At 55.7% G+C, this 26,922-nt stretch carries 15 protein-coding genes; 10 read left to right on the top strand and 5 right to left on the bottom strand.

What is annotated here, in order from left to right:
- Positions 1 to 128: 128 nt before the first annotated feature.
- The 6 genes from WS45_RS29825 (at position 129) to WS45_RS29800 (ending at position 16,459) form a co-directional block, all read left to right on the top strand.
- Positions 129 to 2,732 (top strand): DNA phosphorothioation-associated putative methyltransferase, encoded by a 2,604-nt coding sequence (locus WS45_RS29825; RefSeq protein ID WP_059703072.1) that lies wholly within the window; start codon positions 129 to 131, stop codon positions 2,730 to 2,732.
- 652 nt (positions 2,733 to 3,384) lie between these two features.
- Positions 3,385 to 5,187, top strand: coding sequence for a hypothetical protein (locus tag WS45_RS29820; RefSeq protein WP_059703070.1), 1,803 nt, complete (start codon positions 3,385 to 3,387; stop codon positions 5,185 to 5,187).
- Complete coding sequence (locus WS45_RS29815) at positions 5,184 to 6,737, top strand: hypothetical protein (RefSeq protein WP_059703068.1); 1,554 nt, start codon at positions 5,184 to 5,186, stop codon at positions 6,735 to 6,737. Before WS45_RS29820 ends, WS45_RS29815 begins: the two co-directional genes overlap by 4 nt.
- The gene (locus WS45_RS29810) at positions 6,731 to 12,124 is read left to right on the top strand and encodes an FtsK/SpoIIIE domain-containing protein (RefSeq protein ID WP_059703066.1); all 5,394 of its coding nucleotides are present in this window, start codon (positions 6,731 to 6,733) and stop codon (positions 12,122 to 12,124) included. The genes WS45_RS29815 and WS45_RS29810 overlap by 7 nt, the downstream gene beginning before the upstream one ends.
- Positions 12,125 to 12,182: 58 nt before the next feature.
- Positions 12,183 to 14,552, top strand: a complete 2,370-nt coding sequence (locus tag WS45_RS29805; RefSeq protein ID WP_059473542.1) for a sensor histidine kinase — start codon at positions 12,183 to 12,185, stop codon at positions 14,550 to 14,552.
- Positions 14,552 to 16,459: a hypothetical protein gene (locus tag WS45_RS29800; protein WP_059703064.1), complete on the top strand. Its 1,908-nt coding sequence runs from the start codon at positions 14,552 to 14,554 to the stop codon at positions 16,457 to 16,459. The genes WS45_RS29805 and WS45_RS29800 overlap by 1 nt, the downstream gene beginning before the upstream one ends.
- A gap of 14 nt (positions 16,460 to 16,473) precedes the next feature.
- Here the strand turns inward: WS45_RS29800 and WS45_RS29795 are convergent, their stop codons facing one another.
- From WS45_RS29795 to WS45_RS29785, 3 genes are read right to left on the bottom strand one after another with little or no spacing between them, the layout of a single operon-like run.
- Entirely contained in the window at positions 16,474 to 17,316 is an 843-nt protein-coding gene (locus tag WS45_RS29795; RefSeq protein ID WP_059473540.1) for a phosphoadenosine phosphosulfate reductase family protein, read from the bottom strand.
- Complete coding sequence (locus WS45_RS29790) at positions 17,309 to 20,644, bottom strand: hypothetical protein (RefSeq protein WP_059473539.1); 3,336 nt, start codon at positions 20,642 to 20,644, stop codon at positions 17,309 to 17,311. The genes WS45_RS29795 and WS45_RS29790 overlap by 8 nt, the downstream gene beginning before the upstream one ends.
- Complete coding sequence (locus WS45_RS29785) at positions 20,637 to 21,560, bottom strand: DUF4007 family protein (RefSeq protein WP_082722085.1); 924 nt, start codon at positions 21,558 to 21,560, stop codon at positions 20,637 to 20,639. The genes WS45_RS29790 and WS45_RS29785 overlap by 8 nt, the downstream gene beginning before the upstream one ends.
- A 635-nt stretch (positions 21,561 to 22,195) precedes the next feature.
- Between WS45_RS29785 and WS45_RS34415 the strand changes: the two genes are divergently transcribed.
- From WS45_RS34415 to WS45_RS35510, 4 genes are all read left to right on the top strand, one after another.
- Positions 22,196 to 22,567 (top strand): MbcA/ParS/Xre antitoxin family protein, encoded by a 372-nt coding sequence (locus WS45_RS34415; protein WP_082716489.1) that lies wholly within the window; start codon positions 22,196 to 22,198, stop codon positions 22,565 to 22,567.
- Positions 22,568 to 23,127: 560 nt separating this feature from the next.
- On the top strand, positions 23,128 to 23,556 hold the full coding sequence (locus WS45_RS36640) for a helix-turn-helix domain-containing protein (RefSeq protein ID WP_063896569.1): 429 nt from the start codon (positions 23,128 to 23,130) through the stop codon (positions 23,554 to 23,556).
- 509 nt (positions 23,557 to 24,065) lie between these two features.
- The gene (locus WS45_RS35515; protein ID WP_179950414.1) at positions 24,066 to 24,587 is read left to right on the top strand and encodes a TnsA endonuclease N-terminal domain-containing protein; all 522 of its coding nucleotides are present in this window, start codon (positions 24,066 to 24,068) and stop codon (positions 24,585 to 24,587) included.
- Complete coding sequence (locus WS45_RS35510; protein ID WP_156437345.1) at positions 24,535 to 25,557, top strand: hypothetical protein; 1,023 nt, start codon at positions 24,535 to 24,537, stop codon at positions 25,555 to 25,557. The genes WS45_RS35515 and WS45_RS35510 overlap by 53 nt, the downstream gene beginning before the upstream one ends.
- On the opposite strand, the gene WS45_RS29770 is transcribed toward WS45_RS35510, so the two are convergent.
- Both WS45_RS29770 and WS45_RS29765 read right to left on the bottom strand, forming a co-directional pair.
- Positions 25,463 to 25,849, bottom strand: a complete 387-nt coding sequence (locus WS45_RS29770) for a hypothetical protein (protein ID WP_059703061.1) — start codon at positions 25,847 to 25,849, stop codon at positions 25,463 to 25,465. The two genes, WS45_RS35510 and WS45_RS29770, sit on opposite strands and share 95 nt — an antisense overlap.
- Complete coding sequence (locus tag WS45_RS29765; protein ID WP_059703059.1) at positions 25,846 to 26,574, bottom strand: DNA/RNA helicase domain-containing protein; 729 nt, start codon at positions 26,572 to 26,574, stop codon at positions 25,846 to 25,848. The genes WS45_RS29770 and WS45_RS29765 overlap by 4 nt, the downstream gene beginning before the upstream one ends.
- Between the last annotated feature and the right edge of the window lie 348 nt (positions 26,575 to 26,922).

Genomic DNA, 26,922 nt, shown 5'->3' with positions numbered 1-26,922 from the left:
ACCGCTCGCTAGAGGCTTATGCTGTCTCGATGCGAGTTATCCTGTTGCAAGAGGGAAATCGGCGGTGCTATTCGCTCGTGGTGATGGCAGGCCCTTCGCCAACGGTCTCCATATTGAGAGTTAAGGACATGAGCTCGACAACGACCAGGGAAATTCCAGCACCGCACCTCGATGCAGATATCGGAAAGGTCGTTGCAAGGGACGTATATTTTCATGTGTCACTTCTGGAGTGCATCCCAGAGACTGTGCGACGCATCGTCGAGGAAGGTATCGCGCTGACGAGGCTTACGGCGGGGAGCGACTTCAACGTTATCAGGCTAAGTCGTTCTATGTCGGATATGTCGCTCCTCGACTACCCAAGCTTCTTCGGCGAGGCGTTTCCCGCACTGTACCGCAGCTGGTCTATTGACCTCGATCAGAAGACGTACCGATATCGGAGCTACGAGTCGTCAATTAACCCCCCGATACTGCATCGAAAAGAGCTGCTCATTGCGGCCGATCATCCGCAGCGGTTGGTTTTTGAGCATCTGACTCGGGCGGCCGAGCAGATCGGACTATTTGACGATCCGGCTCGCATCGGCTTCCGAAAAACATTCGAAGCTCTCATAAAGCAACGAGGCTATTGTCTCGCCGATCACACGCTCGTTCCCATAGCCAACGAGGAGCCCGATGAATCGGAGGGCGAGAGCAGACTTGGCACTATAGAACGTCATCGCACTGCATTGTCTCGCTACAGCTTTTCGGCACCGATACAAATGCTCTCTCGCTTTGGATTTCTCGATGGAACTCGTTCGCTGTTTGACTATGGGTGTGGGCGCGGAGATGATGTACGAGGACTCAAGGGGCTAGGCATTGAGGCTGCGGGTTGGGACCCACACTACGCGAATGATCAGCCGCTCGCTCGGGCCTCAATTGTTAATCTCGGATTTGTCATAAACGTGATAGAAAACGTAGATGAACGTGAGCACGCCCTGAAGACATCATATTCACTTTCGAAAGATATCCTCGTCGTCTCTGCGATGCTCGCAAATCAGGATTCCGCTCACGGTATTCCGTATGGGGATGGTTTTCTAACCTCGAGAAATACGTTCCAGAAATATTACTCTCAATCGGAGCTGAAGGAATTCATTGATCGCGTCACCGAGAATGATGCAATCGCGGCAGGGCCCGGCGTATTTTTTGTCTTCAAGGACAAAGATCAGGAGCAGCGTTTCCGGTTTAATCGAGTCAAGAGTAGCAGACGGATTGTGCCTCCCGTCCGACCGACACGCTTCGTGGCTGAGGGACATGCGGACCGTACCACTGTCGCGAAGCCTCGCCCCGATCGCTCAGCGCTGCTGTACGACCGTCATCGGAGCGCCCTTGATGAACTCTGGCAACTTTGCTTGGCGCTTGGTCGCGATCCCGTTAGACGGGAAATGCAGGCGCTACAGCAAGAGCTTCGCGAGTTTGGATCGAGCGCAGCCGCCCTACGGTTTCTGAAAGAAAGGAAAGATGATGCGGCGAGTATGCTTGAGCGTGCAGCGGCCTCGCGAGCGGACGATCTCCGCGTATATTTCGCGTTACTGCAATTCGACAAGCGACCTCCATACAGCAGACTCGAGTCGCAGCTTCAGGTTGACGCGAAGGTATTCTTCGGCGGGTACTCTGCGGCGCTGTCTGCGGGCCGAGAACTGCTGTTCAGCTTGGCCGACATAGAGCAAATTTCGGATGCATGCCGCCAGTCGGCAGAGCAAGGTATGGGATGGCTGGAGGACGGAGAGTCGCTGCAGGTTCATACAGACCTCGTGGAGCGTCTTCCCCCGATTCTGCGCGCATATATTGGTTGCGGCACGCTACTTTACGGTGATGTCACTAGTGCAGATTTATTGAAAATCCACGTTCGGTCCGGGAAGTTGACCATGATGAAATTTGACGATTTTTCCGGATCGCCTTTGCCACGCATGACACAACGAGTGAAAATAAACTTGCGTAAGCAAGGGCTGGTGATTTTCGACTATGGCGAGGCGTATCCCCCACCATACCTCTACAAGAAGTCGCGCTTCCTCAATGAAGAGTCACCGTCTTACTCTGAACAAGTACTGTTTGAAGAAGCATTGGAAGAGCTTGGCGTCTTTGATCTCAACGGCTACGGCCCTGACGTTGCGACCTTCGATGCTAAGCTGGATGAAATGCGATTGGCTGTGGACGGGTACAAATTGATTCGATCAAAATCAATTCCGCCGCTAGATCAAAAGTGCGGACGCTACTTTACGTATCGCGATCTGGTTGAATGTGGGGAAACACAAGCTGCACATGACATCGGTAATATGCCAGTTGAGCCGGAAAGCTTTAATGCGCTTTTTGATCTTGCTCATCATGTCATCGATCCGGTAATCGACTATTTCGGCATGGTCAAGCTGACGTTTGGCTTTTGCTCGCCAACACTGGCCGCTCAGATCAAAGGGCGCATCTCGCCAAAATTGGACCAGCATGCTGCGCACGAGAGAACGCGTCGGGGCGGATACATTTGCGAACGCCTCGGAGCAGCGTGCGATTTCGTCGTGGAAGATGAGGATATGGCGATGGTCGTTGAATGGATCATTGATAACGTCGAGTTTGACCGCCTGTATTTCTACGGTCGCCATCGTCCGATTCACATCAGCTACAGTTCGACGCCTGCACGGCAAGTAATCGACATGATAGAGACTCCGGCAGGAAACGTCGTGCCGAGGCGGCGTCGCATTGACTAACCCATAACAATAGACAGCCCCGCCGAACTTATTGGGAGGCTGGCAAGTGATGAAGTATGATGATTCGCGGTGACTGCTAGCAAGACGTTGCATCCGCGTGATCGTTAGCGCAATGGAGGGCTCGAGTGCCGCGGCTGAGGCCCGACCACTACGGCAGGCAGAGACACGGCGGTATTGCGCACACCGGCTGCGAACGGGGTGATATAGCAGTCACGGGATGAGCCGGTAGGCGAATTTGGTTAGCTAGGCGACGAAAGATTAATGAAAGAAGTGTTACTTGGACGTCGACAAAATTCGCCGAGCTGCCGGATTGATTCGAACTGCATGCGGAGGATTCGCGCCTCACATTTCCATGCGCCGTGTACCCGCGCGGCGCGAGCTTCCGCTTGTCCAAGTTCGCTCCTGCTACTAAACCACATACACCAGTCATAATTCACCACTAGCGAAGCTAGAGACTCCGTTGCGTTCGTGGCTCTGCGGTAGCAGAGGGACATCGAACTGGCATCGCACGGAGATGCGATCGAGACCGATACCGAGGGGGACCAACTTGACAGATTCTTCGCAACAGCCGGAGGGAACCTCCGTCGCATTGCCGGCGGCAGCCTGGGTTAGATTTCTCCGGAGTTATGGCCCCACCCCTAACAACCTAACGATGTTCGATGAATACGTAGCGGGGGCGCTGGCAAGGGCGAAAATTCAACCTATTGGGTTATCGACGCCGCTGCTTGAGTCAATGGTAGGGCATATCGAATCCAAGGCACCCGGCTCTATGCTGATCGCCGGTACTGCTGGTGACGGAAAGACTTATCACTGCCGTGCCTTGTGGATGAGGATGGGGGGAGATGCGAAGGCCTGGTCAGCTAAAGGCAACAGCAAGGAGCTTCCGCTCGCCGACGGCCGATTGGCTGTTTTCATTAAAGACCTATCCGAGTTCAATGGCGAGGAGAGCGACCTCCCCTTGGAGCGGTTAGAGCGCTCTGTACTCGGAGGGGATGACTCGGAGATTGTCATTCTTGCGGCCAACCATGGCCAACTACTGGACCGGCTGCGCCAATTAGGCAAAAGGCAAGGCCGAGTTCATCCGTTACGAAAACCTCTGCAAGAGCGATTTCTACAAGCCGGTCCTGCGCCTGACAGGCTCGCAGTCTTCGACCTGAGTCGAACAACTAGTCGTAAGACGCTCGACGAGGTCGCTAGGGCCATTGCGGGACATCCGGAATGGGAAAACTGTAGGCACTGCTCTTTGGTAAAGGATGGCAAGGTCTGCCCTATCGACGAAAACCGCAAACGGCTGCTGGGCACATCCGACGGCGCTAAGCTGGCCCGTCGACTCGGTGACTTGATCGAGGTCGCTCGACTGAACGGATCGCATCTTCCGGTGCGGGACCTTCTTGCCTTGTGCGCGAATATGATTCTCGGCTATTCCGACGCCAAGGATGCGAAGGAAAACCTGATGACCTGCGCGGACGTCGGGCGTATTCAGGAGAGTGGCAGTATCGGAAAGGCGAGCATCTATGCAAACGCGTTCGGAACCAATTTGCCCAAACGAAGGATTTCCGACCGCCCAGTCTTCAAAGCTATGGCCAGCTTCGGGGTGGGCGACGAGACCACAAACGCCATCGACGGACTTTTAGTTTACGGGAAAGACGACGGTCGCCTCAAAGATGACTTTGACCGTTTGGTGGCATCCGATCCGATCTATGGAGCGACTGCCTCATTCTTAGCAGCACAAGGCACATATCTGGAGGGGCATGAAAGTGCAAGACTGGAAGGCGGAGCTGCGGAATTTCTAGACATGTTGGACGCGCAACGTCGTAGGCTGTTTTTCGCACTGCCTGACGACGAACCGGGTTATCCGCATTGGTCGATGACGGCATTCCGGTTCGCCGGAGACTACTTGCAACTTATTGATGCATTGCGAAACAAGATGCCGGCGAGTGAGACCGTTCGGGCGCATCTCGCCAAGGGATTAAACCGTGTTATGACGGGCTTGCTGCTAGAAAATACCGATCGCATTTTCATTGCGAGCTCTGGTGGTTTCACTCAGTCGCGCGTCAGCGTGCTTTGTGATTATGAGACTCCGTCTCGAAGGCAAGGCGGTGTTGGTTTGTCCATAAAGTACAACGAGGAGACTGGCCGGCCACTGCTCGACGTATCTCTGGTTCCTATTCCAGCCAATTCAGTAGCTTTCGATCTGACGCCGATTCGCTACGAGTTCCTGTGCCGGGTTGCCGAAGGTGCGCTGCCGGCGAGCTTCTCGAACGAATGTCTGGAAGACCTTATGGCTTTCAAGGCCAAGCTGCTGCGAAAAGCTGAGTTGGTCCGCAGATCGGCGGGGGCCATGGATGACGAAGACGTCGCCGGTGAGGCATCGGCATTGACGTTAAACTTTATCGATATCGAGCCTGGAGGTCGAGGATTCGCTCGTCCTGTGACCGTGAAGGTGCCCGCATGAGTTCGATCATTAAAAGGCCAGAGATCGAGAGGGTCTCGTTCTGTGTCGATGAGAACATATGGGGCCATCGTCTCTATGACGAGCAGCTGCCTCATCTGACGGTACTAGAGTTCCTCGGCGTATTGGGCTCGAACTTGCATCGCCCTCTCCTTCCTCAAGATGAGCCGGGATGCACCGTTCGCTTTCGACCGCAGCGGCAAATTCGTTTGCGCGGCCTTCTCTTCAACAATCCGTACATTGAAGCTATTTCAGAGAGCCCGCTTCCTGATGAGGAAAAGTGGAAGCAGTGGTTTGCCAAGTTCGCTGAGGGGGCAACCGGCAAGGGCGACGACGATATGTCTTTTCTTAGGCGGGCGTTTTCTAGCTTTGACGACTTTGCCAAGGCCATCGAGCTGCTGCGTTCGTCGTCGTTCGAGTCTCGGAGCAATAAGCGATGGAGTTCCAAGTTCGCCTTTCCCTTTGGCCCCGACGCACTCTATGAGGACATGGAAATCGACGCTCGTGGGAACATGAGCAACGATCGACGGTTCTTCGCTCGCACTGGTGAGCTGCTTTACCTAATGCTCACCCGCTCGAAACGAGGCTCTGAACTCGGTCAAATCCTCACGAGCCGACTTTTTGATCACGATGCCCCGATGAACCGGCTGGCTAGAACCTTGCAAGGGGAACCGCAACTTGCTGATGAGCCGCGTCTAGCGGGCTATTTGCCGGAACTCGAGAATCCGCGCTTCGATCGGATGTGTGAGGACTGGTTGTCGATCCTGAGTATGGATATGCCGATCTACGATGCTCTAGAACATCTGATCGTCATTACCGGGCTGAACATGCTCCTCTATTTTTTGGAAAGAGCGAAAAGGCAAGTTGGTGACGACGAACCGGTCGAGATCGTCTGTGAGATCGTTGCTAAAGAGCGCAATAAAGTACGAGCTTTGTCGGGCGACAGTTACCAGTTCAACCAAGGGTTGTCGCCAAAAGCAGTTCGAGCACACGTTGAGTCGATTCGACAAGACGAGCGGTGGAGTCGGGCTGACGCTGCCGAATTCCCCGACGCTGAGCGTATAAAGCTAATGCGTGAGTGGTTTCAATGGCCGCGTTTTGATGGAAATGAGGATGCAGACGTTTCCGATAGAAGTCCGGACGAGCTCGTATTTGAACTGTCCGAGCTCGCAATCGCACGCCACGGGCTGCATGCGGAAAAGATTCACGCATCGTGGTCCCGGGCCATTGGTCTCAGCTCCCGACGGCTTTCTCGGCGCACCCGCTACGCGCCAAACGACCGGCTCATCAAATCGATGGTCTTGACAATTGCGCAAGACCGCATGCAGTTAGATGAATTCTTGGCCGAGGCTAAGCGTCGATATGGCGTAGTCATCGGCGATATCGAGGGCGCGCATTTGGTGGAAGGCAAGTTTGTCGATCAAGAAGAGCTTAGCGAGAATCGAAACAATCTCGAGGCTCGACTCGTTAGCTTAGGCCTAGTGAGCAGGCTCTCGGATTCCTGCTCGTTTGTTGAAAATCCATTTGTCTTGCGAGGAGCCGTGTCATGCTGACCGATCGCATCATCGGGCGCGTCGGCGCGGACATACTTGGCAAACGCATTTCCAACTCTAGGCTGCCAGGGGAGACCGCTGCTCTATTCCGACTGGATAAGCTTTCCGCTAGTCAAATCGCCGCGGTTGCGCGCGCGATTCTTGCTAATTCGGAGATGTCCGCCAGTGTCGACCTAAGGATTCCGGAAGCGTTGGTAGAGGGCCAAGGGCTACCACCAGAGACCCTGATCTCCCACAATGCAGGTTTCGTTCGCAACAATGCCGAGACCGAAAAATCGGCAATTCTCACGGCGAACGGTAACGAACATAACTTAGCCGACACCTTGGGTCACGTGATGGCCATCGGCGCGAAGGAAATGCGTGCTGACGCGGAGCCGTGGGTCGACGCGGCCCTCCATGCGGGCGGGTTATCGCCCGTTGCCGATGATCGAACTTTGTTCCAGGCAGCGATTGGCGGCCTCCTTGCATCGTCAGACCTTTCACTGGTACAGCTTGGGGATTTCTGCGCTGAGATTGTAGTCGCAATCTCGACACACGGCCTCGCGATACGAAACGCGGTCGGCTACGCCTTACCCAAAGTTGGCTTGCCTCGTGACGGATCATTTTTCGACAACGCGAGGACCTACGCGACGTCGCGTAAGCCTTGGCAAAAGGCATTCACCAAACTATTTGCCCAGCGTGCGCCTCTCCTGAAAAAGCTCCGCCAAAACGGTCAACCGTTGGATGGCGATGAGCTACGAGAGCGGCTTCTTGAGCATGCCTCACAAATCACCGACGGCGCCCGACAGGCGTTGGATGCGTTCATCGAAGCACCCGCGGGCGACTTGGAATCCGGTACCAAACTATCTGAGTATGAGTGGGAAGCCGACGGAGTCTACTTGGTATTTGATAAGCCGAAAGAAAAACTGCTCGGTTTAGCGGATGCGACCATCAGATTCTTCGACCACGACTGTGAGCCAGAAAATGCCTTGGGCGAGGATGGTCGCAAACTTCTTGAGGATTTGAAGACTCGGGAGCGCCGCGCTGACTTCAATGACGAAGACGAGGAGTTCTTCGTCAAGCATCGGCGGCTGCTGGAACAAGAGAGCAGACTTTGCGCGCGATGGGAAAAGGCGCTCTATGGTAAGCCTATCGAGTGCAACGACTTCTTCGACGGATTTGCACGTGTCGTTCACAGCCTACATGCGGGTCTCCGAGAAGGGCAATGTGAGCGAGTTCTTCGTTTTACAGTGACGAAGGGCCGCAAGGAATGGCGCGAGCGCTTCAATTACGACGCTGGCAGCTTCTTCTCTGCGATGTACCGCGGGCTGAAGGAACTGATGGGTTCCAAGGCCGAATGGAAGGTTGAGCGAATGGGCAATGCAAACTTGCCCGATCCGTTGTTCGACTACGAGGCGTTTTTCGGCAAGGAGCGGGAGCTTCGCAGTGACAAAAAGGATAGGATCAAACCGAACACCTCGCTCTCGAGGACGGCGCTGCAAATCAAGTTCGACGTAGCACTGATCGAACGAAACGAAGTCAGAGAATCAGTGCTAGCTAAGACCCAGTTGCTATGGAGTTACCGTCCAGCCTGCATCGGGCTTTCGATGGCTGCAGACATGCGTCGACTCTTGGAGAAGGGGGCCGTTGGCTGTACCGAAGTTCCCCGTAAATTCGTCAGCAAGAAGGGGGGGGTCCAAAGCGCCTCCCTTTTCGATACGAGCACGCTCGAAGCCACGTTCGCCCGAGATGCGGGTTCGCTCGTGCCCCCTCCTAACAAGCTGCGCAGTCAGCGCGCAGATATAAAAAAGCGTATAGACGATCTAGCAGCTGACCGTCGTCTGACGCAACAGCAGCGAGATGAAATCCGTTTTGCCTGGGACAAGTTTGAGGAGGACTACGTCAAGGCAATGACCGACTTCCTTGGATCGGGCTTGCACGGAGAAGCGGTTATCCAACAGGCGGAGTCGTTCGCTGCGTTGCTCGCTACTTTAATGACGCACGCTAGGGGCGATGTGTGCCGCTCCAGGCTTGTTTCGGAAGTCCTGTCTATCGGGACTGTAAAGGTAGCGGGCGACAACCCGGCGGTGATTGTCCCGCCTTGGCACCCAGAACGGATGAAGGCCTTGGCGGTTAAGTCGCGCAGGGTCGCAGCTTTCGCGACGCACTTGCTTGCAAGTTCGAGCATCCTTTTTGGGGACCGCGAGATTTTCATGCGTGAGCTCGCCGACGAGATTGCACATCCTTTTTACCCGGAGATTGCTGTACTTAATCGTGCTGGGGCACCAACGCTCGTCTCAGAGACGAACACCGTGAACGGCTATAGCCTGATGGAGTCGCCCACGCGCGATTCGCGCGAGTCCATGAGTGACGTGGAACCCGCGGCGGCCGCGAGGCAAGCTCGTGACTTGTTGGAGCGCTACGTCGGTTTGCAGCCTCACGAGGCTGCAAACCTGAGTGTTGTACTGTACAACGCCGATGCGGCGGAATTGCCGCTGGCGACCGTGCGTGAACTTTCCTCGCTTCAAGACGGCGACAGGCTCCAATGTAGCGTATCGGTGCGACACTCCGATCAGGTCAAACTTCGAAGTATCTATGGCGAGCTGGTCAATAAAGCGGGAGATGATCCGGACTTCCCTGTGGTCAGCGAAACTAGCGATAACTTTATTTCCAAACTGCGGATCTCCGTTACACCGATCTCAGCCACGCCGGCTGAGAGCACCCGTGGCTTCAAGGCCTTCGATATAGCGCTGCTGCATGACGTTGTTGCCCGTGCAGCTCGAACCGAATGGTTGCTCGTCGACTGGACAAACGATCGGCCTTCCCTGGAACACGCACCATCGAGATTGTCCTATCGGAGCGTCTCAGGTGAAAACGAGCTAAAGTCCACCACGTTCTTGACCTGCCCTTGGCAGACCGCTTCCGGCTGGGCCTATGTCTCGGCCGTCGCGGCAGTATGTCGACAGACCGACGCTTTAGCTAACGAGCGATTCCTTCCCGCGCGCCGCATTTCCTTGCAAGACCCGAAACTAGCCATGATGATCAAAGATGCTCATGATCTCGCGGAGTGGGTGGCGACCTATGATGAGCTGTTAGACAAGCGGCAGTTGCAACACAACAATATCACCGTAGTGCGCTATCGACGCGGCTCCACTAATGGTCGCAATATGATCGTCAGTTCGACTTCGGAGCTACGCTTGTTGGGTGTATTAGTTCGTAGACGGTTGAGCGAACTGAACTTGCAGGTGACCGCCGATGAGCTCCAAGCCGCGGCCGACAAGGGAACTAAAGACGCATTGTCGATCTCAGGCGACATCGTTCTTAGGGCCGCGAAACGAGGAGTCTCGGCCGGTGAAATGATCGGCCTTGTACTTAGTCGCTACATGCTCGCGGAGGAGTTTAGGCATACCGCCGGCACAGGCCAAACTTTGACCGCATATTTCTTGCTTGATGACTATGCGAGCTGGTTGTCGCAACCCGAAAGCCGCATTGCGGACATTTTGGGCTTGAACGTCGAGGAACGGGACGAAGGCATTCGGGTCACCGTAGCAATCGTGGAGTCAAAATACGTGGGGGCCGACGCACTTGCCAAGGCCCAAAGGGATTCCAGGGATCAGCTCCTGGCAACGCTTGGGTTGTTCCGTGAGGCGCTTTTTGGTGATCCCGGTCGTCTCGATCGCGATGTCTGGCTATCTAGGCTAGCCGACATGCTCATTGACGCAGAAGTGCCCCCTGGCATGACGGGGCTCATGGAACGTGCGAGGACGAAGCTTCGCGAAGGCGATGTTGACATCTCGCTTCGAGGCTACTCGCATGTTTACGTTCACACATCCGATGCAGGCTCCAGTTCGCAGTCCAGCCAAGAAATATTAGAGGACTCCGACGGTGTAAAAGCTTGGCAAGAGGTCTTCGACCGCCAGGGCTTGCGAAAGTTGGCAGAGGCTTATGCGAAAGGAGCGGAGACGGTCGAAGCAAGAGCAGCTATTGGGGTGTATCAGCCTTGGGCTGGACATACCTTCAAGAGGCCGGCCCCCAGGGTTGCGTGGCTGGCAACAATGGGGCAACTGGTGGCCACTGCCGCACCGGAAGAGGAGATCGCCTCTGCCGCCGATGGCGATTCCGGTGCCCCCTCGAATGAAGACGCTCCTGCAGTAACACCTAGCCCGGTAGAACCTTTACCATCGATTTCCAACGTAGGTGCCGTCGCAGTTCGGACCACCACATCCACGTTCGGTGGGGCCGCGTTCCGTGCTTTGGTTGAGTCCAAGCACGCATCCGCTTCTGTGGCTGATGCCGAGCGAGATGCGTGGGCCAACGAGGTTACGAGGAAGCTAAAAGGCGCGCTTAATAGTTACGGACTGCAAGCCTCCGTTTTAGGCACGCGCCTCACACCGAATGGGTGTCTTGTACGGCTGGCGGGCTCCGACCGCCTGCGTGTCGAGGACGTCGAAAACAAGCGCGTGCAGCTGCTTACAACGCACGCAATCAACCTTGTTACTGTGCAGCCCAAGCCGGGTGAAATCGTGGTGGCTATTGCCGGTGAAAAGCGACAGGCAGTCTCATTGTGGGAGCTGTGGGCGCGTCGCGAGCTGAACCGAAACGTGGGTGGCATTAACACCTCGTTCCTGCTTGGTCTTCAGGAAATCAACGGAGCATTGCTGTATCTAAACCTCGGAGCGGAGTTTGGCGGGCTGTCTTCACACGAGCCGCATTCGCTGGTGGCCGGCGCTACTGGCAGCGGTAAGTCTGTCTTGATTCAGGCGCTACTGCTTGATATCGCTGCAACCAATCCCAAGGAACTCGCGCAGATCGTACTGATAGATCCCAAGATGGGCGTCGATTACGCCCCATTGGCCGATCTACCACACATGCGCGAGGCGATCGTCATCGATAAGGAACGAGCTCGCGACGTCCTCGGAGCACTCGTCGAGGAGATGGAGAATCGCTATCGTATGTTTGCAAAGGCACGTGTGCGGGACCTTCCGACATACAACGCGAAAGCTGCGCCGGAGGACCGCTTGCCGATGGTTTTTTTGGTCCATGACGAGTTTGCGGATTGGATGCTAGACGATGGATATAAATCGGCAGTTGGAGCTGCCGTGCAGCGGCTAGGTGTGAAGGCGCGGGCAGCAGGTATTCATTTGATTTTTGCCGCTCAGCGTCCGGATAAAGACGTGATGCCTATGCAATTACGCGAGAATCTAGGCAATCGGCTGATTTTAAAGGTCTCTAGCGAGGCGACGTCCAAAATTGCGCTGGATAGGCCTGGGGCAGAACTGTTGCTTGGACGTGGTCACCTCGCCGCCAAACTGAATGGCGAGCAGGGGCTTGTGTTCGCTCAAGCTCCGTTTCTAAGCGACGACGACATCGAAAGTGTTGTCTTGGCAATCAAGGACGACTGCGCATGACCAACTGGTGCCGACTACGGCAGAGAGGAGCACACTGCTTTGCTAGGGATTTCAGCATATGAGCCAAAACAATAAGGCGGGCGCACAGCCGTTTCGAATCGCCGCTCGGGCGATGCGCCAACTCGGCGCTGAGTTGATCACTTCTGACGAGATGGCTCTTTACGAACTAATCAAGAATTCGTTCGACGCGGGATCGGCACGGGCGACCGTGTCCATTTCTGCCCCGGCGGATTCGGGAGCCGTAACTCTCGTCCGCGAGCAGCTCGAGCAGAATGGGCTCTCTAAGAAGGTCGCACTTGAGCGGTTGGAGAAGGCTTTGTCCAATGAGCTCACTTTGGATCAGCGTGCTGACATCTTGGCGAAGTTCGAAAACGCGTCGTCGAGTGCGAAGTCCCTTGCCGCTCGCCTTGCAACCTTTGTTGAGAACGACTTTTGGATTGAGGTTCGCGATACGGGCATCGGCATGACTGAGGACGAGTTGCGCGAGAGATTTATGGTCGTCGGAACACCGTACAAAATGCTCGAGAAGCGTGCTCACCCTACGGGTAGCCGCACCCTTCTGGGAGAGAAGGGCATTGGCAGGTTGTCCATGATGAAGTTGGGGGCTGTTGCAGAGGTTCGATCGAAGGTGGAAGGCGAATCTAACTGGAACTCTGTTACCTTTGATTGGACGAAATTCGACGACCCCGAAGCGTTTCTTGGTGAGATCACATTTGAGGTTTTGCCCGACAATGTGGATAAACCAGAAGTTCGTGGCACGGTCATTACGATTCGAAGGCTTGGGGCACACTGGTCAACGGCCAAGGTCCGAGATTTCTTGAACAAATATGTTCGCCGCCTGCAAAATCCGTTTGACAAGTCGCGCAAAACGTATCCTATCGACGTCTTACTGAACGGTCACCGATTACCAATCGTGCCGCTTCCGCGATGGTTGTCGGACGCTTCTCAATTCCGTGCCGAAATTCGATATAACCCTGACGGCCCCGTTGGGGCCGTTGCTCTGAGGCGAGAGTTGACTTGGAAAGGAACCGATACCGCGGAGAGCCGGACGTGGACGCTGGAGGAGCTCGCGCGGATCGTTGATCTGCCCGTAGAAACATGCAGGAGCTTAGGGCCTTTCACCGCGTCGTGCCTTTGGTTTAATCGTGGCCTGTTAAGCGGGACCGTGGATAAAACGAAGAAGCAGCTATTGGAGGAGCTCAACGTTTGGTGCGGCGGGTTCGCGGTCTATCGCGACGGATTCCGGGTGGGACAGACCGGCGGAATGGACGATGACTGGCTCGAGTGGGATAGCAAAGCACTGAGAACTAAGGGATTCACCCTCAATCGCTACCAAACAGTGGGGAGCATTGCGATTTCGTCGCAAGCTAATCCACGGCTAGTCGATGCCGCTAATAGAGAGCGGCTCGTGTCGTGTCCTGAGCAGAACCTTCTTGTGGCGATCTTCAGCGGGATTCTTGTGCTCGACCTTCGTGCACATATCGACGCAATTAAGCAGGTCGAAGTCAAGCGCGCGATAGAAGAAGAGTCCACGGAAGAGAGTCTCCGAAGATCGGAAGATTCATTGGTCCAGACGCTCAAAACGGTTGAAGACATCGGACGTGCTCTGCCCTCCAGCGTTCGCCCCAAGATCGACGAGATTCGGCAGGTTCTCCGAGGCCAAGTCGAATATGTTGAGACGATTCGAAATGCGCTTAAACTTTCAAGAGAGACTCGCGTTGAGTTGCTCGAACTAGCCAATATTGGGCTCGTCGTCGAAATCGTTGTACACGAGCTTACGCGTCTGACACAGAAGACAGGTGATCTTCTCATCGATTTAAAGAAATCGAATAGTACGGACCCGCGGCTGGTGATTCTGGTAGATAATCTTCAAGCGCAAATTAAAGCGACGAACAAGCGCATTAGCACAGTCGATGTAATGAGTCCTTCGGGACGCAATCGCCGTGAACAGTATGATGTCGTCGCGCAGGTAAAGACAGTTGTCGCGGGCTTCGAGGCGAGATTTGAACGACACAAAATTGCGTGGGAGATCCTTGTGGACGGTGTCGAAGCCCGTGACCAGCGCTTGCTCGTCTACCTCGTCCGAGGGCTTATCGCGCAAGTCTTAGAAAATCTTCTCACTAACTCCGTTTATTGGGTTCAGCAGAGCCTCAAAGACGATCAGGACCAAAGACGAATCGTGATTGAAATCGACACGCGCGCCAACTCCGTTACCGTTACGGACAACGGACCAGGTATCGACCCTGCTTCCGCAGAAGCCGTCTTCAAGCCTTACTACACCACCCGAAAACGAGGCAAGGGGTTGGGCCTCTATATTGCCCGCGAATTGGTCGAGTATCACGGAGGGAAGCTCTACCTAGATGCGAGCGGCGAGAGAGATGGGCGGCTTCGGACGTTCGTGCTGGAGCTTCCTATGGAGGGTCGCTAATGCAACGGTGTATCCTGGTCGTTGATGATGAGCTCGCGGGACTGCGCAAGGTACATGTTGAAGGGACGGTGCCAGACTTCTACGAGACAATCGCAGACACAACCGACCCGAAGTTTGAAAGCTTATGTGAGGTGGCAAAGGCGGTAGCGGCTGCACAACAGTTTGTGGGGGACGAGGACAGCGCCGGAGCTTACTTCCAAACCGACGACGCAGTACGCGACGTGCTGCTGAGCGTGCAATTTGACAACATCGCCAGTGAAGAACTCAAAGACCTGTTGGAGCCATTTTTGGCTCGCTCTCGCCGCGTGTCACAACTTAAAAACGATTTCCTAACGGCATTTCCAGCGTCTGAGTTTATCGTGAAGTTCGTAGGGGCTCCGCGGCCGATACTTACGCAAATTGCCGAGTGTGATACTGTCTTCTTAGATTTGTTCTTGGAGGACGGCGACGATGCACCGGTTGACGGCGTCCAGAAATACCTTCGGGAATTGTCCGCCAATGCTTCAAATTTGACGTTGCCGCCTATTGTGCTTATGTCTACTCACAATGAGCTCAATGAGCATAAACGGAATTTCAGCGCAGGCTCGCAGATCAGTGCCGCTGGCCTGATGGTGCTCCCCAAAGCGAAGATCGCTGAGCCGCAATTCAGGGCCGCCGGATTGCGACTTAGTTTTGACCAGCTTTCCCGTCAATCGTCCGTAGCGCATTCGATGCGCGCTTTTATTCAATCATGGATGAATGCGTTAATGCGGGCTACTGAAGAGACATCGAAGACACTTTGGAACCTAGACGCGTCTGCGATGCAGCAGATCCATCTGACGTCTATCAGGGACGATGACCCTTACGATGAGCACCTGAACGAGCTGCTCAGTCGTGAGTATTTATTTCGTGTCGAGTCAGATTCTGATGTCGGAGCCAAGATCAAGGATTTGGACGCCCAGTTCAGAAGTCATTTCGCAGCGGATGGCAAGGAGCTCGCGAACCGTCTTATTGCTCCGATGACCGACGTCGACACTTCGCGCTCGTTAATGTCGCATTTCACGTGGTTGGGCGTCCGTCCTACGCTGCCTTTCATGTGTTATTTCGATGAAGAGAGCGCGGAGAGGGTCAGCCGATCGCTGCCATTTGGCAGCGTGCTCTGCGGACCGACGCTCGCTCATGACACTCAATGCTGGGTACACATTACGCAACAATGCGATCTCAACGGAATTTCCCGGGCGAGAGATGCTAATGGAACATTGATTTTTGCAGTTGCAGAGGCGCGTGAGCTCCAGCCGTCAGACAACCCGACCGCCTCGACAACAGATTTGGTAGCACGCAGCCTCCAGATCGATGAAGGCGGGATGCGACGGGAATTCGACCTTCGAGTGCGGGTGGGGGAGCTGCGCGCGATGCCCTTGCGCTCGGTCATAGCACAGGCACGCCACGAGCGTCTACGTATCATTGGCCGGCTGCGCAGCGACATAGCACACCAAATTGTCGCCGCTACTACCAACCACATGTCACGGCCAGCTTCGCAACTTATGTTGCGACCGGCGCTGCTCCGCTCAAAGGTATTCCTTCAATCGAACAGTCTGAGAAATGGCCGAACCCCACTCCTAGAGACGGCGAAGAAAGCACGGGTGTTTTCGCTTACGCAGGAGAGGGACCTCTATAGCTTCCAAGATGATGCGTGCGTGGAAATCTCTCTCTGGTTGGCGCGAGAGTTGTCACAGCTGAACATCAATGTCGCGGCCGACCCACTTTGCACTGCGCTGCGCAAGGGATGGAGATCGGACAAGCAGCTTCCCGGTGGCATTTTAGCGAAAGTGCGTGAGTGGGTCGGGTTAGACGAGGCCTACAAAGCTCTAGAGAACAACGATGTAGCAAACGGCCAGGTGCAGCTTACCGTTGTCTTTGAAAGATAAGCACCCTTGCGCGATCATTTGTGGCAGATCGCGCAAGCGCCGTTGCCTTCGTCTTCTCCGTATATGTCATCGATGTCTTCAACAGAGGTCCTCGCGGGCCGCAAGGGGTTGATGGGGATGCTTTTGCGCAACCGCGCGCGACGTATCTCATACTCAGCTCTGATTTCCGCCATGCGATCTGGCTGCTCGAGCTCACTCAACGATTCGCCTTGCGACCACGTGAAGGGGGAACCATGTTCTAGGGCATCTTTTTCCAAGCCCTTTGCAGCCTCAAAGTCGTCAGGGTGACGCTCTTTCAGCCTTACCCATTCGATTTTCTGTTGGAAGAAGCAGAACGTGCAGCCACTGCGCGACCGCCATTCGTAATATTTCGGATACCCGACGCCAGAAGACTCAAGAATGTCTACCACACCTGCTTTATCGATCCCCGCCTCACGGAACGGGAGCTTCACAAACAGGTTGTCGGCCTTGGCCGTATAGCCCTCTCGGTAATCTTCGTCGGCTCGAATGGCAACATAGGAAGTCACTCGATCGCCGGCAGCAAGCCAAGGTCGAACCCATTGCTCAAAGGGAGCGAGTTTGAGCTTCCGAGTACACCAGCGTGTCTGAGGGCTCGGCAAGAAGTGGTTGTACTCACGCAGCCAGAACCTGAAATCTCGCCGAGGGTTCAACCTCTCGATTGGTTTGCCTAAATAACCCTCAAGACGACCGAGGAACTCATAGACCTCAGGTAGCTCTTCGCCTGTATCGGTGAAAAAGTAATCGATGTCCAGGTCGGGGTGTGATTGGCGCATATAAACCGCCAGTGCGGCGCTGTCTTTCCCGCCAGAAAGTCCTAGAACGTGCCGCTCAGTCACTTACAGCCTCCTTGTTAGCAGATGTCAGCTTCAATCCAGCCTTTGCCAGGATGGCTAGCAAGACATCAGTCCCCAAGCCTTGGGATTTGAGCATTGCGGCAACCTCATCGGCTTTTGCTTCCACGGTTTCTCGATGGCGATCTGCGACGGAGAACGATCGTGAGATTGTTTTCGTGTCGGAGCCTGCCCCTATGACCACCGCGATTGCCTCGCTGTGGGCCTTCCGACCTTGGACAGCTACGAAGGCTTCTGCCTCGCGAAAGCGACGGGCGAATTTGGTCAACTCGAGCATCGCTAAATCAATGTGTCGGTCTATCCACTCACGAGGCGGCTTGTCTGCCGCTAGGCTCAAAATGCCCTCCACGGATTCTCTGCTTCCGTCCAAGCTAGCCACCCGCGTGGCAAACGCGTCAAGACGTAGGTCACCCGTCGCACCCGCTACAGAGATCGCGCGCTCGCGCAAAGGGACCAGTTCGTCCCGGCTCGCGTCGAGCGCCTCGAGCATTTTATCTTCGACAGAAGAGAGCATTTTGCTGTACGCACCAGCGAGCTCTTGCAACGGTGCACGCAATGCGTCGACGTAAGACTTTCCATCGGCAGCATTCAGTAGAGATGCAAGATCCACGAAAAGCACTTTGTGCGGGTCGCTCGCTTTGAGCAGCATGTCTCGTACCGCTTTCGCGTCAGGACCAAGCCGCTGTGTACGGCGGGTCCACTCCGGCAGATTGAAGACCATAGCCACCAAACCCCGGGCTGCTTCCAACGGGTCGGCGGCTCCCGTGCGTTCTCCGATTTCTGCTAAAAGCTTGGCGATACCATTGAGAATTCTGTTTTTATCCTCGTCGATCGCCACCCATCGTAGTGAAAAGCGCTTTGGATCTTGTAGGCACTCGTCTATATCGGCGTCGGTCAGATGCGGCACGAACATCGCATCCTTGTAGACAGCGATGTTTGCCTTATGGGCGAGCAGGAAAGCAGTCAAGACGACTGGCTGAATGCCTTGCTTCATGCCAAATGGCGGCGCTCCCCAAAGGGCATAGACGTCGGCAACGCTCACTTTCGAGTTGACATCTGAAAAGAGTTCGCGCGTCGTCCTCCAGAGGTGTTCGAACCCTTCGGCTTGCTGTGCTGTCGGCTCAAGAAAGCGCCAGACGGCTGACCTGTCCTGTCGATGCAATCCCGTACTCCTGAGTAACGTCTCATACAGCCCGCGCTCAGCCGGAAATCCTTCGAAACCCAGTGCCTCTTGTGCCTCAGCATTCACCATCGCGTGAAGAAGGTCCCTGCGCGCTTTCACGCTGTTGCTCGACAGGTTGTCCCGATTGACTAGCTCGCTCCAAACCGGAGGTGAAAACCCGAATAGGTCGTCGGCGAGCTCGGAGGCTATAGGCGACAACTTGCAGCCAGCTTGTATGGCCTGATCGGTCCCGTGGTACCAGCTAGTCAGAGACGCCGCGGCTTGAAGTTGATCTTCCAAATCAGCACGTGTGGACGCCAAGCGAGCGTAGACTTCACGTCGCGCGACAGCGTCACCCGACAGCTCATGTCGTTCTTTGACCTGCTCAAGCGCCATCAGCTCGCCGGAAAGTTCAACGATACGGGTATGGTTATTTGGAACCCCTACCATCACCGGCCATGGCCGCAGTTTCGAGCACGCTTGAGCGCGTTTTCGAGCTTCGCGTAGGCTCATCCCGCGATTCGGCAGGGCCAGGATGAATGTTCCGAATTGACCCTCGCTTGGATGATAGCTGGCAGCGGTAGCTTCAGCCTGCTCGACGCTGCAAAGCGTAAGCTCCATCCAGCGCATAGATCCTGTCTCGTGGTAGTGGCGCTTGGCTACCACCGGATGCACCCCCATCAACTGACAAAGCCGGCGATAGTCGATGCCGGGCGAACTGCCGAGAGCCTGGGCAATGGCGGCATCGATGTCAAAGTCGCTGCCTTCAAAGACCGACCAAGCTCCGATGTAACTCTTAAACAGCGCTACTCGCAGTGAGGTGAGCTGCTGAAGCGCAGCGTCGAGTTCTTCGCGCGGCGTCGCATAGAAGAGGGTGGCCAGGACGGTCGCATCCGCAGCGAGTCCTGACCCGTTACGGAAAAGATCGATAACGGCGATGTTCTTTATCAGCTCGACGTGAAGCGGCGTACCTACCTTGGATTCGGTGCGCTCAACAGCTTCGACCGCTTGCGACCACCTATGTCCGTCAGGAGAGGCCAAGATAGCCGGCTCTAAATTGGACCGGAGGTAGTCCCAGTAATCGCCCGGGCGATACCAGGTGGCCTCGCTCAACGGCGTCGAATTCAGATACGAACGAAAGCCGTAGGGCTCGACCGATGAGAGAAAACCGAACGTGCTGCGCTCGTTTTGTCCGAATTGTCGCTTCGAAATAGGGCCGAGCAAGGCAGCCATCGCTGGATGCAAAGGCCAGCACGAGACCAATGCGTCGGCGAATCCCTTGCCCACGGATGGGCGGCGCGACCGAATTGCATCGGCTATAGCGTTTGAGGCATGGTGCATCCATTCCGGGCGGCGTTTTACTTCGATTGCACGACCGATGAGCTCGACTACTTCGTCGCTTGCGGCCACGAAAGGCATGTCCAAATAACGACCTTGGACCTTCATCCAGTCGTCTCGCGTATCGATTCCAAGGCGAGCGGAGTACTGTGCAAACGATTGATGAAGAATACCGACGACTACCAGTCGGCCTTCTGATCGAGCTGCGGCTTCAGCAAGCTCCTGAAAAAAGTACACGTCGTCGCCAGAACCTAGGGCCGACGCCTCTAGGAACTTACCCATTTCATCGATGAGGACGAGAACCCCATCGTGTGGTCGATTTGCGGCCGCCAGTAGAAGATCTGCGATGATGGTCGACGCACTCGGCTTATGGCGGCCATCCACATTTTTGCCCAAGGCCTTTTTCAGGGAGTTGCCGAGTTCTGATATGACACTTCCGCGCCGACCAACAACGGGCACAAGCAGCCAGCCCTTGCGAACGGGAAATGCTTTATCGAACGAAGGCTTCGATTCGACCTTGAGAGCTTGACGTGCATGGCTCCGCAGACGCTTATCGGCATGAAGCGCGCTAGCCAATGCCACGGCAAGTGAAGATTTGCCTCCGCCAAAGGGCCCAGTCCACGTAAAGCAGCGCTGATTGGTGCTCGACAGCTGCTTGCACATGCCCTCGACAACCGAAGAGGCCGTCGCATGGCAGATGTAGCCGGAGAGTGCATCGGCGCGTCCAATATCTGCGTCAACTCGGATCGAGCGTTGATATTGGCGCGATATCTGAACGATGTCCGACAATGTTTGTTCCGATCTTTCATTCATAGGCGCGCCTGATCAGGTTTCTGTAGTCTTCTTTTGAGAGTGGCTTTCGGTGGACTTGGCGAAGGCCTGCCGAATCGGTCCAAGCGAGCTTGCCGCCGGTGAAGTCGGACAGCGCTAATAGCCGTTGCGCGATCGACTCCTCGTCGAGCTTGAAGACTCGACCCGGTGCCCCCTCACCATATGCCACCGTCTCGAAGGCGAGAGAGCTCTGGCCATCAGCCGCACGGTCCCAAAAGTCGACCAATGCATACGCGAAGACCCCGTCATGCAGAGATGCTTTGGGGCCGCGTCGGAACGCATACTGCCCCTTGTGCACCTCTTGCAAAAGGCTCAACTCCCCTAAAAGCGGTTCGGCGAAGTCTTCTGGTGATCCGCCGGCCGCGCGGGGAGCGTAGCTTCGCAAGCAGGTTTCCAAGTCGCGCGAGATTGTCGAGGCAGACAGTCGGTGCTTCGCGTCGAGTTCGCGTGCATAGCGGGTCAATGGCTCCTCAAGTTCTTGGCGTGTGAAGGTGGGTGCAGTTACATGGTTGAACAGCCAATGCCAAGTAGTGGAGCGAAAGCATCTACCCGCTAGTTGCCAATGAGCTAGCCACGCCGTTGAAGGGCTTTCGGCGTAGGGATCGAGACCTCCATCCTGTAGTATCTCCCTCGCGAGGCCTCCCACGCGGAACTCATCAGCCCCGGCGTCATACATAACGCCGCAAGCAAGGGCCCAATGTCGGATGGACGCAACCATATTCTTGCCGACTCCGAAAGCGGCGATTGCTGTCCCGTCGGCGAAGGTGGATTTGTGGATTATGCTGCCGTCTGTAGTCTGATCGAAGGCCTTCTTAAGCCACATTTGGCGAAGCGGAAACGTCTCATGCCCGGAAAAGTGCGCGGGCGTTCCCTTGCTGATTTTGGACGTGGTTTTCATGCGACGATTCTAGCATCCGACGGGTCTCGGACTGGAGGATTCCACCAGTCCAACGGAGGATAACGATACTGTATAAATTTACAGTATGCCTTGGTGTGCGCGATTCGCATAGTGCCTATGGCGCTCGGCAGCGCGTCACGGCGGGGAGACGACGATACCGCTGGAGCTTTATAGGTGACCGCCGTGATCTTCGGTTGATCCTGACTGAGCGTTGCGACCTATGGCGCTGGCCGGCTGGCGCTTTGCATCGACCGGAAGCAAGCGTGTGTTCTACGCAACAGTTCGCGAGTCGCGGATGATCATGGTCGCGAGCTTCGAAGGCGTTTTTAGCCGACGTAGCAGCGCGTCAATGGTGAGGCACATTTGCGGGCACCTTCCCCCTTTCGGTGATAGATTGCACTGATGCGTATGGGTTGCAGGCTTTGGTTTTATCGTCCTCCGCTCGCACAGGGCCGATCACTCATGTTGCTCAAGGTCGGTGAATTCGTGGCCTGCTATACGAACGTATCGATGCGCACGAGACTGGCCCGAGTTTGAAAATTCATTTTCTAGAGCGACTATCGTGCCGGTCGACCAATCATTCCTGCAGTAGCCATGGACGGGCCTCCTCCGTATCACGTGGAGTGTGATCGAGGTTGCAAGATGACGACGAAACCAACATCTTTCCCCCGACAGCCTCGCAACGTCCTGTTGCGTCTGCGCGCAAGCGCGGCAAAGAGGCAGGACAGGTCACCACAAAGCCCGCGCACGTAGCTACCGGCGCCAAATCTGCCATCGCCTTCGCGGATTCTAGCGAAGTCAAATCGGTGATCGCAAACGCCGTGCAACGAGAGGTCACCCACCAACATCGGGTAATTGGTGCCACACCAGCCAAGGCTCGACGTGAGGGTGATACGCTGCGCGCGGTGCGCGCATATGCTCGCGAAGTGTTCGGCGGCTCGGCTAAAGCGAAGCGCTGGCTTGAGCGGCCGTCGGTCCGCCTCGGCGGCAAAAGCCCCATTACCTAGCTGCAAAACCACGACGATCCCGCTGACGTCTACGGCGCGTTGGAGGTGATTGCTTGGGGGGACTCCGATCTAAGCGGTAGCGGAATACCCAATTGTGCTTCGCGGCGTGCAGCCCCGACAACTCGCGTTGAATGGTGAAGGGGCGGCCCGACACAGCCAACGCTGGAATCCCGCGATGAACGGGCGACATACTTCGACTGGCCGCGGGCGTTGAATTCCTAGTACATGCGGGAGGCTTCGAAGAAGTTCCTGAGCATCTCAAACTTCCCATTCCAGCGGGTATTGGGTCAAGGGATCGCCCCTCTCTCATCAAGCATAAAATTTAGTATACGCACTCTAAATCACCCTGTCTCAATGCACCACCGAATCTCGCCGGTCATCCTCTAAAACGAAGCTGCTCCCCAAGCACGGCCTGCGATTTAGGCGACGCCACTTCGTCTAAAATTATCGTATAGACACATATATACGATAATTTCACTCAAAAATTGCACTCCCTTCACTTTTTTTACTACTCCACTATCATCCTTGGGTGATTCCAACGATCTCACCCGAGGAAAGCATTGAGTCCCTTTTCCGAACGACTTCGTGCGCTTCGACTCCGCTACGGAGTGCGCCAAAAGGACCTAGCCGAAGCTATGGGCTTCGAGCAGAGCTACGTATCTGCCTTGGAACTTGGGATAAAAGGGCCGCCTTCCCGTGACTTCGTCGACCGCCTCGCGAGATACCTTCGGCTCTCCACCGATGAGCTCGCTGGCCTATTGAGCGAGCTGGAGGCATCTCGACGTCACTACACGATTCCCCAAACCGCCTCGTCGGACGCGTATCGGCTATGCGGTGAGCTTTGGAGAGAACTGGATCTACTGAGCGATGCTCAGATCCGTGTCATGAGGGAGTTGATTGATACGTGGCGCCGGGGCACCGCCAAGCTCGGCGATCGGCCAGTGCTGGGCCGCGTCGTCAGAAAGGACAAGGAGGGCGCAGAAATGTAAAAAAGCGGAACAAACCCGAAGGTCTGCCCCGCTTGGTGGAGAGCTGAACGCTGCTCCGTGGTCACGCTTGTGAGTGTCTTCTCCTCTCCCCTCGTCGTCAAGCCGTCCTTCCGGTTCGTCGCACCAGTTTGCTGCGGATAACGCCCACGGCAGGATGTAGCTACGCCCTCAAATTGGTGCTCTCTTCGAATCCGCTGTCCGAGCGGACAGCCTTTCTTTTGTCCTGAACCATGAGAAAGACAATGACATCTCGAAGGCCAGACGCCAGCAAGAGGCGTGGCAAGTTATTCCATCTTGAAATATCGCGTAACAAGCTTCGAGAGGTACACCGCTTTCGCTCAGTCAGACCGAAGCAACCGGTTGCTCCCACAGCTGGGCCGGTTCGAGACGTAGCGACAAGATCAGGCCCGTTCGTCCGAGGACTTTTTCCCTCGTTCAAGAACGGCCGCCAGGTTGCGCACGAGGAGACACTTGAAGGCGATGCCGTTTTACTGTTCGAGATGTCTCCGTTGATCAGGTCTTACAGGGAACAGCCCGAACACGTCTATTACCCTGACGGCGAACTGACCCGAAGATATACGCCAGACTATGAGATCGAAACCACTTCCGGCCAACGCATCCTTGTCGAGATCAAGCCGGCAAACCGGCTGAACGCGCCACAAATACGTAGAAAATTTGATCTCATCGAAGCGCATCTCGATCGCACCGGCCGGGCATTCGTGATCCTTACGGATAAGTCAATCCGGCAAAAACCTCGTCTCGGCAACCTTCGTCGACTCTGGCGTAGCGCTCCGCTAACTCCTATGAGCTACGACGAGATTCGTCGCGCTCTCCGTCTCATCCATGTCAACGACGTTCGATCTTTCGACGATGCGGTAAGTGTCATCGGTCGCGGCGCTGTATCCGGCCTTCTGATGCTTGGATACCTAACATGTTCACTTGATACTGAAATCAATAGTACTACCGAGATTTTCACTCATGTGGAGAATCAAGATGCGTGGTTTTTCATTGAAGCTGAACGCCGCTTTTAAACTTGATGGCGCCCCGGTCTGTATCGCTCGAATTCTCAACGATGGCAAGGTCTTCCTAGATGCGATGGTCACTGGTGAGCTGCTCAAAACATCAAAGCAAGAGTTACTCGACGCTTACGTAGCAAATCGAATCGTCGTCGAAGACGAAATCAAAAATGATCATGCTGCGACCAGCGAGCAGGACGCACTCCTTTCATACGGGCGGCCTTTTTCCCAGCTCAGCCCCAAGTTGCAGGAAGACGCACTACGTCGGAAACACTATGTTGATCAATTCCTGGAGTATGGCCGGCCAGCTCTGACTCCGAAGACACTTGCCCCGTTGATAAAAGAGTTCGCTAAGTTATACAAAAGCGCCAACTGCGACGGTGATCCTGCACCGCCAAGCCCATCGTCTGTTTATCGCTGGTACCGTTCTTACCGCCGCTCAAAAGATACAAGGTCGCTCGTTCCACGCACAGACTTACGTGGACCGCAACATCCGCGCACCGACGCACGTGTCGTCGACCTGTTCATGGAAAGCCTCGTCGAAGCCGCCGACAAGGTACCCGCGTGGTCGATCGGTGACGTGGAGACACGGTTAGTAAAAAAACTCGATCTCGAAAACTTCTCCCGACCTCTATGCGACCATCTGCGGTGCCCAAGCAAGTCCACGCTGTATCGATTGTTCGACAGGGTCGATGAATACGACGTCGCCATTCTCAAGGAGGGGAAAGCAAGCGCCGACAGGCGCTTCAAGATTACGAAGACTGGGATACCCGTTACTCACATTCTCGAGCGCGTTGAGATCGACCACACGCCGGTCGATGTCTTCCTTGTCGACGATAGGACTGGACTACCCTGCGGTCGGCCCACCGTCACGATGCTGCTGGACAAGTTTAGTCGAATGCCATTGGGATACTCGATTGGTTATGACAGTGCGCTCCAGCAGACAACGCCACCCCATGCTCGGGCAGACTGGCGTTCAGATTGAACGCACACCAGTCGGCGCGCTTCAGGACGTCGCCTTTGCCATCCTCATCGAGCTCCAGTCCGCGCGACAGCACCTCGTCGATCCATGCGGCGTGCAGCTCGGTGAACTGTGGGTCGTCCGTCTCCAGCGCCTCGCGCCATTCCTCGTAGGCCTGACGCAGGTGTTTGCGTTTGATCCCATCGAGCTCTTCCAAGCCCTGCGGAAACGCTTCTTTCAGAACCGGAACTGCGAGGAAGGGGCCGGATATCTCGATCAGAGAGAGCCAGTCGTGGTGGTGATCGTATTGGCTCATGCGTGAGCTCCTTCGAATTCTTGTTGAAGCTCGGGCACGCCGGCCGCCTGCAACAGTCGCTCGATGCGGTCGAATCGGGCGGGGTCGAGCGTCGTGTCGTCTGCTCTGCCCCGGGGAATCCAGATAACCATGCCGAGTCGTGCTCGGGTGAGCAACACGCGGTAGCGATTTCGTACATAGGCGCGCTCGCCGTCTCCGCGCACCTGATGCCAAGCACTGCCACGAAACTTACGGTACTCCCAGCCACCCGGGTTGGATGGGGTCAGATCGCTGCCCCAGCATAGGCCCACCCAGTCGAGTTCGAGCCCTTGGCATTCGAACTCCGACGCCGCCACCTCGAGGGCGTGGCTCGAACGGACGTCCGCGGGCGGCATCAAGAACCATTTCTCGAACGAGTAATCCAGTCGGAAGGCGCTGGAGCGTTCCAGGCCATAGGCGCGCAGACGTTGATCCTCCGACGTGGCGATCAAGCCGGCGCGCTGGCCGTCGTCCGGCTCACTTCTTGCACGCAACCACGCCTTGGCGACTTCGAGATCGCGAGTGAAATGCAGTGGGAACTCCCGTCGATCCGGCACGAGCGACCGTGCACGTTCGATATCGAGGGTGAGCACCGCGTCGACCCACTCCGCCAACCGTTGAGCCCGAAAGCTCCGCACGCCAACACTCAGGTGCGCCAAGGGCTCCGGCCGGAACTCGATGCCAGGGGGAACGCCATCGGCGAACAAGCGGTGTCCGGATACGCTGGCTCCCCCGGAGACGACTTCGGGAGAGGCGACGACTCGCCAATGAGGGCGAACGGCAAGGTCATATGAAGCCGCCGATTTAAAAGGCCTACTGTCGACACATGCAGCCGGACGATCAATTCCCTATTTTCTGAAAATTCGCCAAGGCTCAAACTTAAAAAACCATTTCAGCACGAACTGCACCCATGCCAGGCGGACCGCACATTTCCGTCGCGCAAATGCAAAAACCCCCGCCTGGTCGGGCGGGGGTTCTTGGCTTAGGGAGCCTGACGATTACCTACTTTCACACGGGAATCCGCACTATCATCGGCGTAGAGTCGTTTCACGGTC

This window comes from Burkholderia sp. RF2-non_BP3, assembly GCF_001522185.1.
Classification (GTDB): Bacteria; Pseudomonadota; Gammaproteobacteria; order Burkholderiales; family Burkholderiaceae; genus Burkholderia; species Burkholderia diffusa.
This window is presented reverse-complemented; position numbering and strand designations above follow the sequence as displayed.

What these genes read in the sequence shown, in the direction of transcription:
- WS45_RS29825 (WP_059703072.1), top strand. Translation starts at nt 129, where the DNA reads ATGAGCTCGACAACGACCAGGGAAATTCCAGCACCGCACCTCGATGCA.
- WS45_RS29820 (WP_059703070.1), top strand. Translation starts at nt 3,385, where the DNA reads ATGTTCGATGAATACGTAGCGGGGGCGCTGGCAAGGGCGAAAATTCAA.
- WS45_RS29815 (WP_059703068.1), top strand. Translation starts at nt 5,184, where the DNA reads ATGAGTTCGATCATTAAAAGGCCAGAGATCGAGAGGGTCTCGTTCTGT.
- WS45_RS29810 (WP_059703066.1), top strand. Translation starts at nt 6,731, where the DNA reads ATGCTGACCGATCGCATCATCGGGCGCGTCGGCGCGGACATACTTGGC.
- WS45_RS29805 (WP_059473542.1), top strand. Translation starts at nt 12,183, where the DNA reads ATGAGCCAAAACAATAAGGCGGGCGCACAGCCGTTTCGAATCGCCGCT.
- WS45_RS29800 (WP_059703064.1), top strand. Translation starts at nt 14,552, where the DNA reads ATGCAACGGTGTATCCTGGTCGTTGATGATGAGCTCGCGGGACTGCGC.
- WS45_RS29790 (WP_059473539.1), bottom strand. Translation starts at nt 20,644, where the DNA reads ATGAATGAAAGATCGGAACAAACATTGTCGGACATCGTTCAGATATCG.
- WS45_RS29785 (WP_082722085.1), bottom strand. Translation starts at nt 21,560, where the DNA reads ATGAAAACCACGTCCAAAATCAGCAAGGGAACGCCCGCGCACTTTTCC.
- WS45_RS35510 (WP_156437345.1), top strand. Translation starts at nt 24,535, where the DNA reads ATGTGGAGAATCAAGATGCGTGGTTTTTCATTGAAGCTGAACGCCGCT.
- WS45_RS29770 (WP_059703061.1), bottom strand. Translation starts at nt 25,849, where the DNA reads ATGAGCCAATACGATCACCACCACGACTGGCTCTCTCTGATCGAGATA.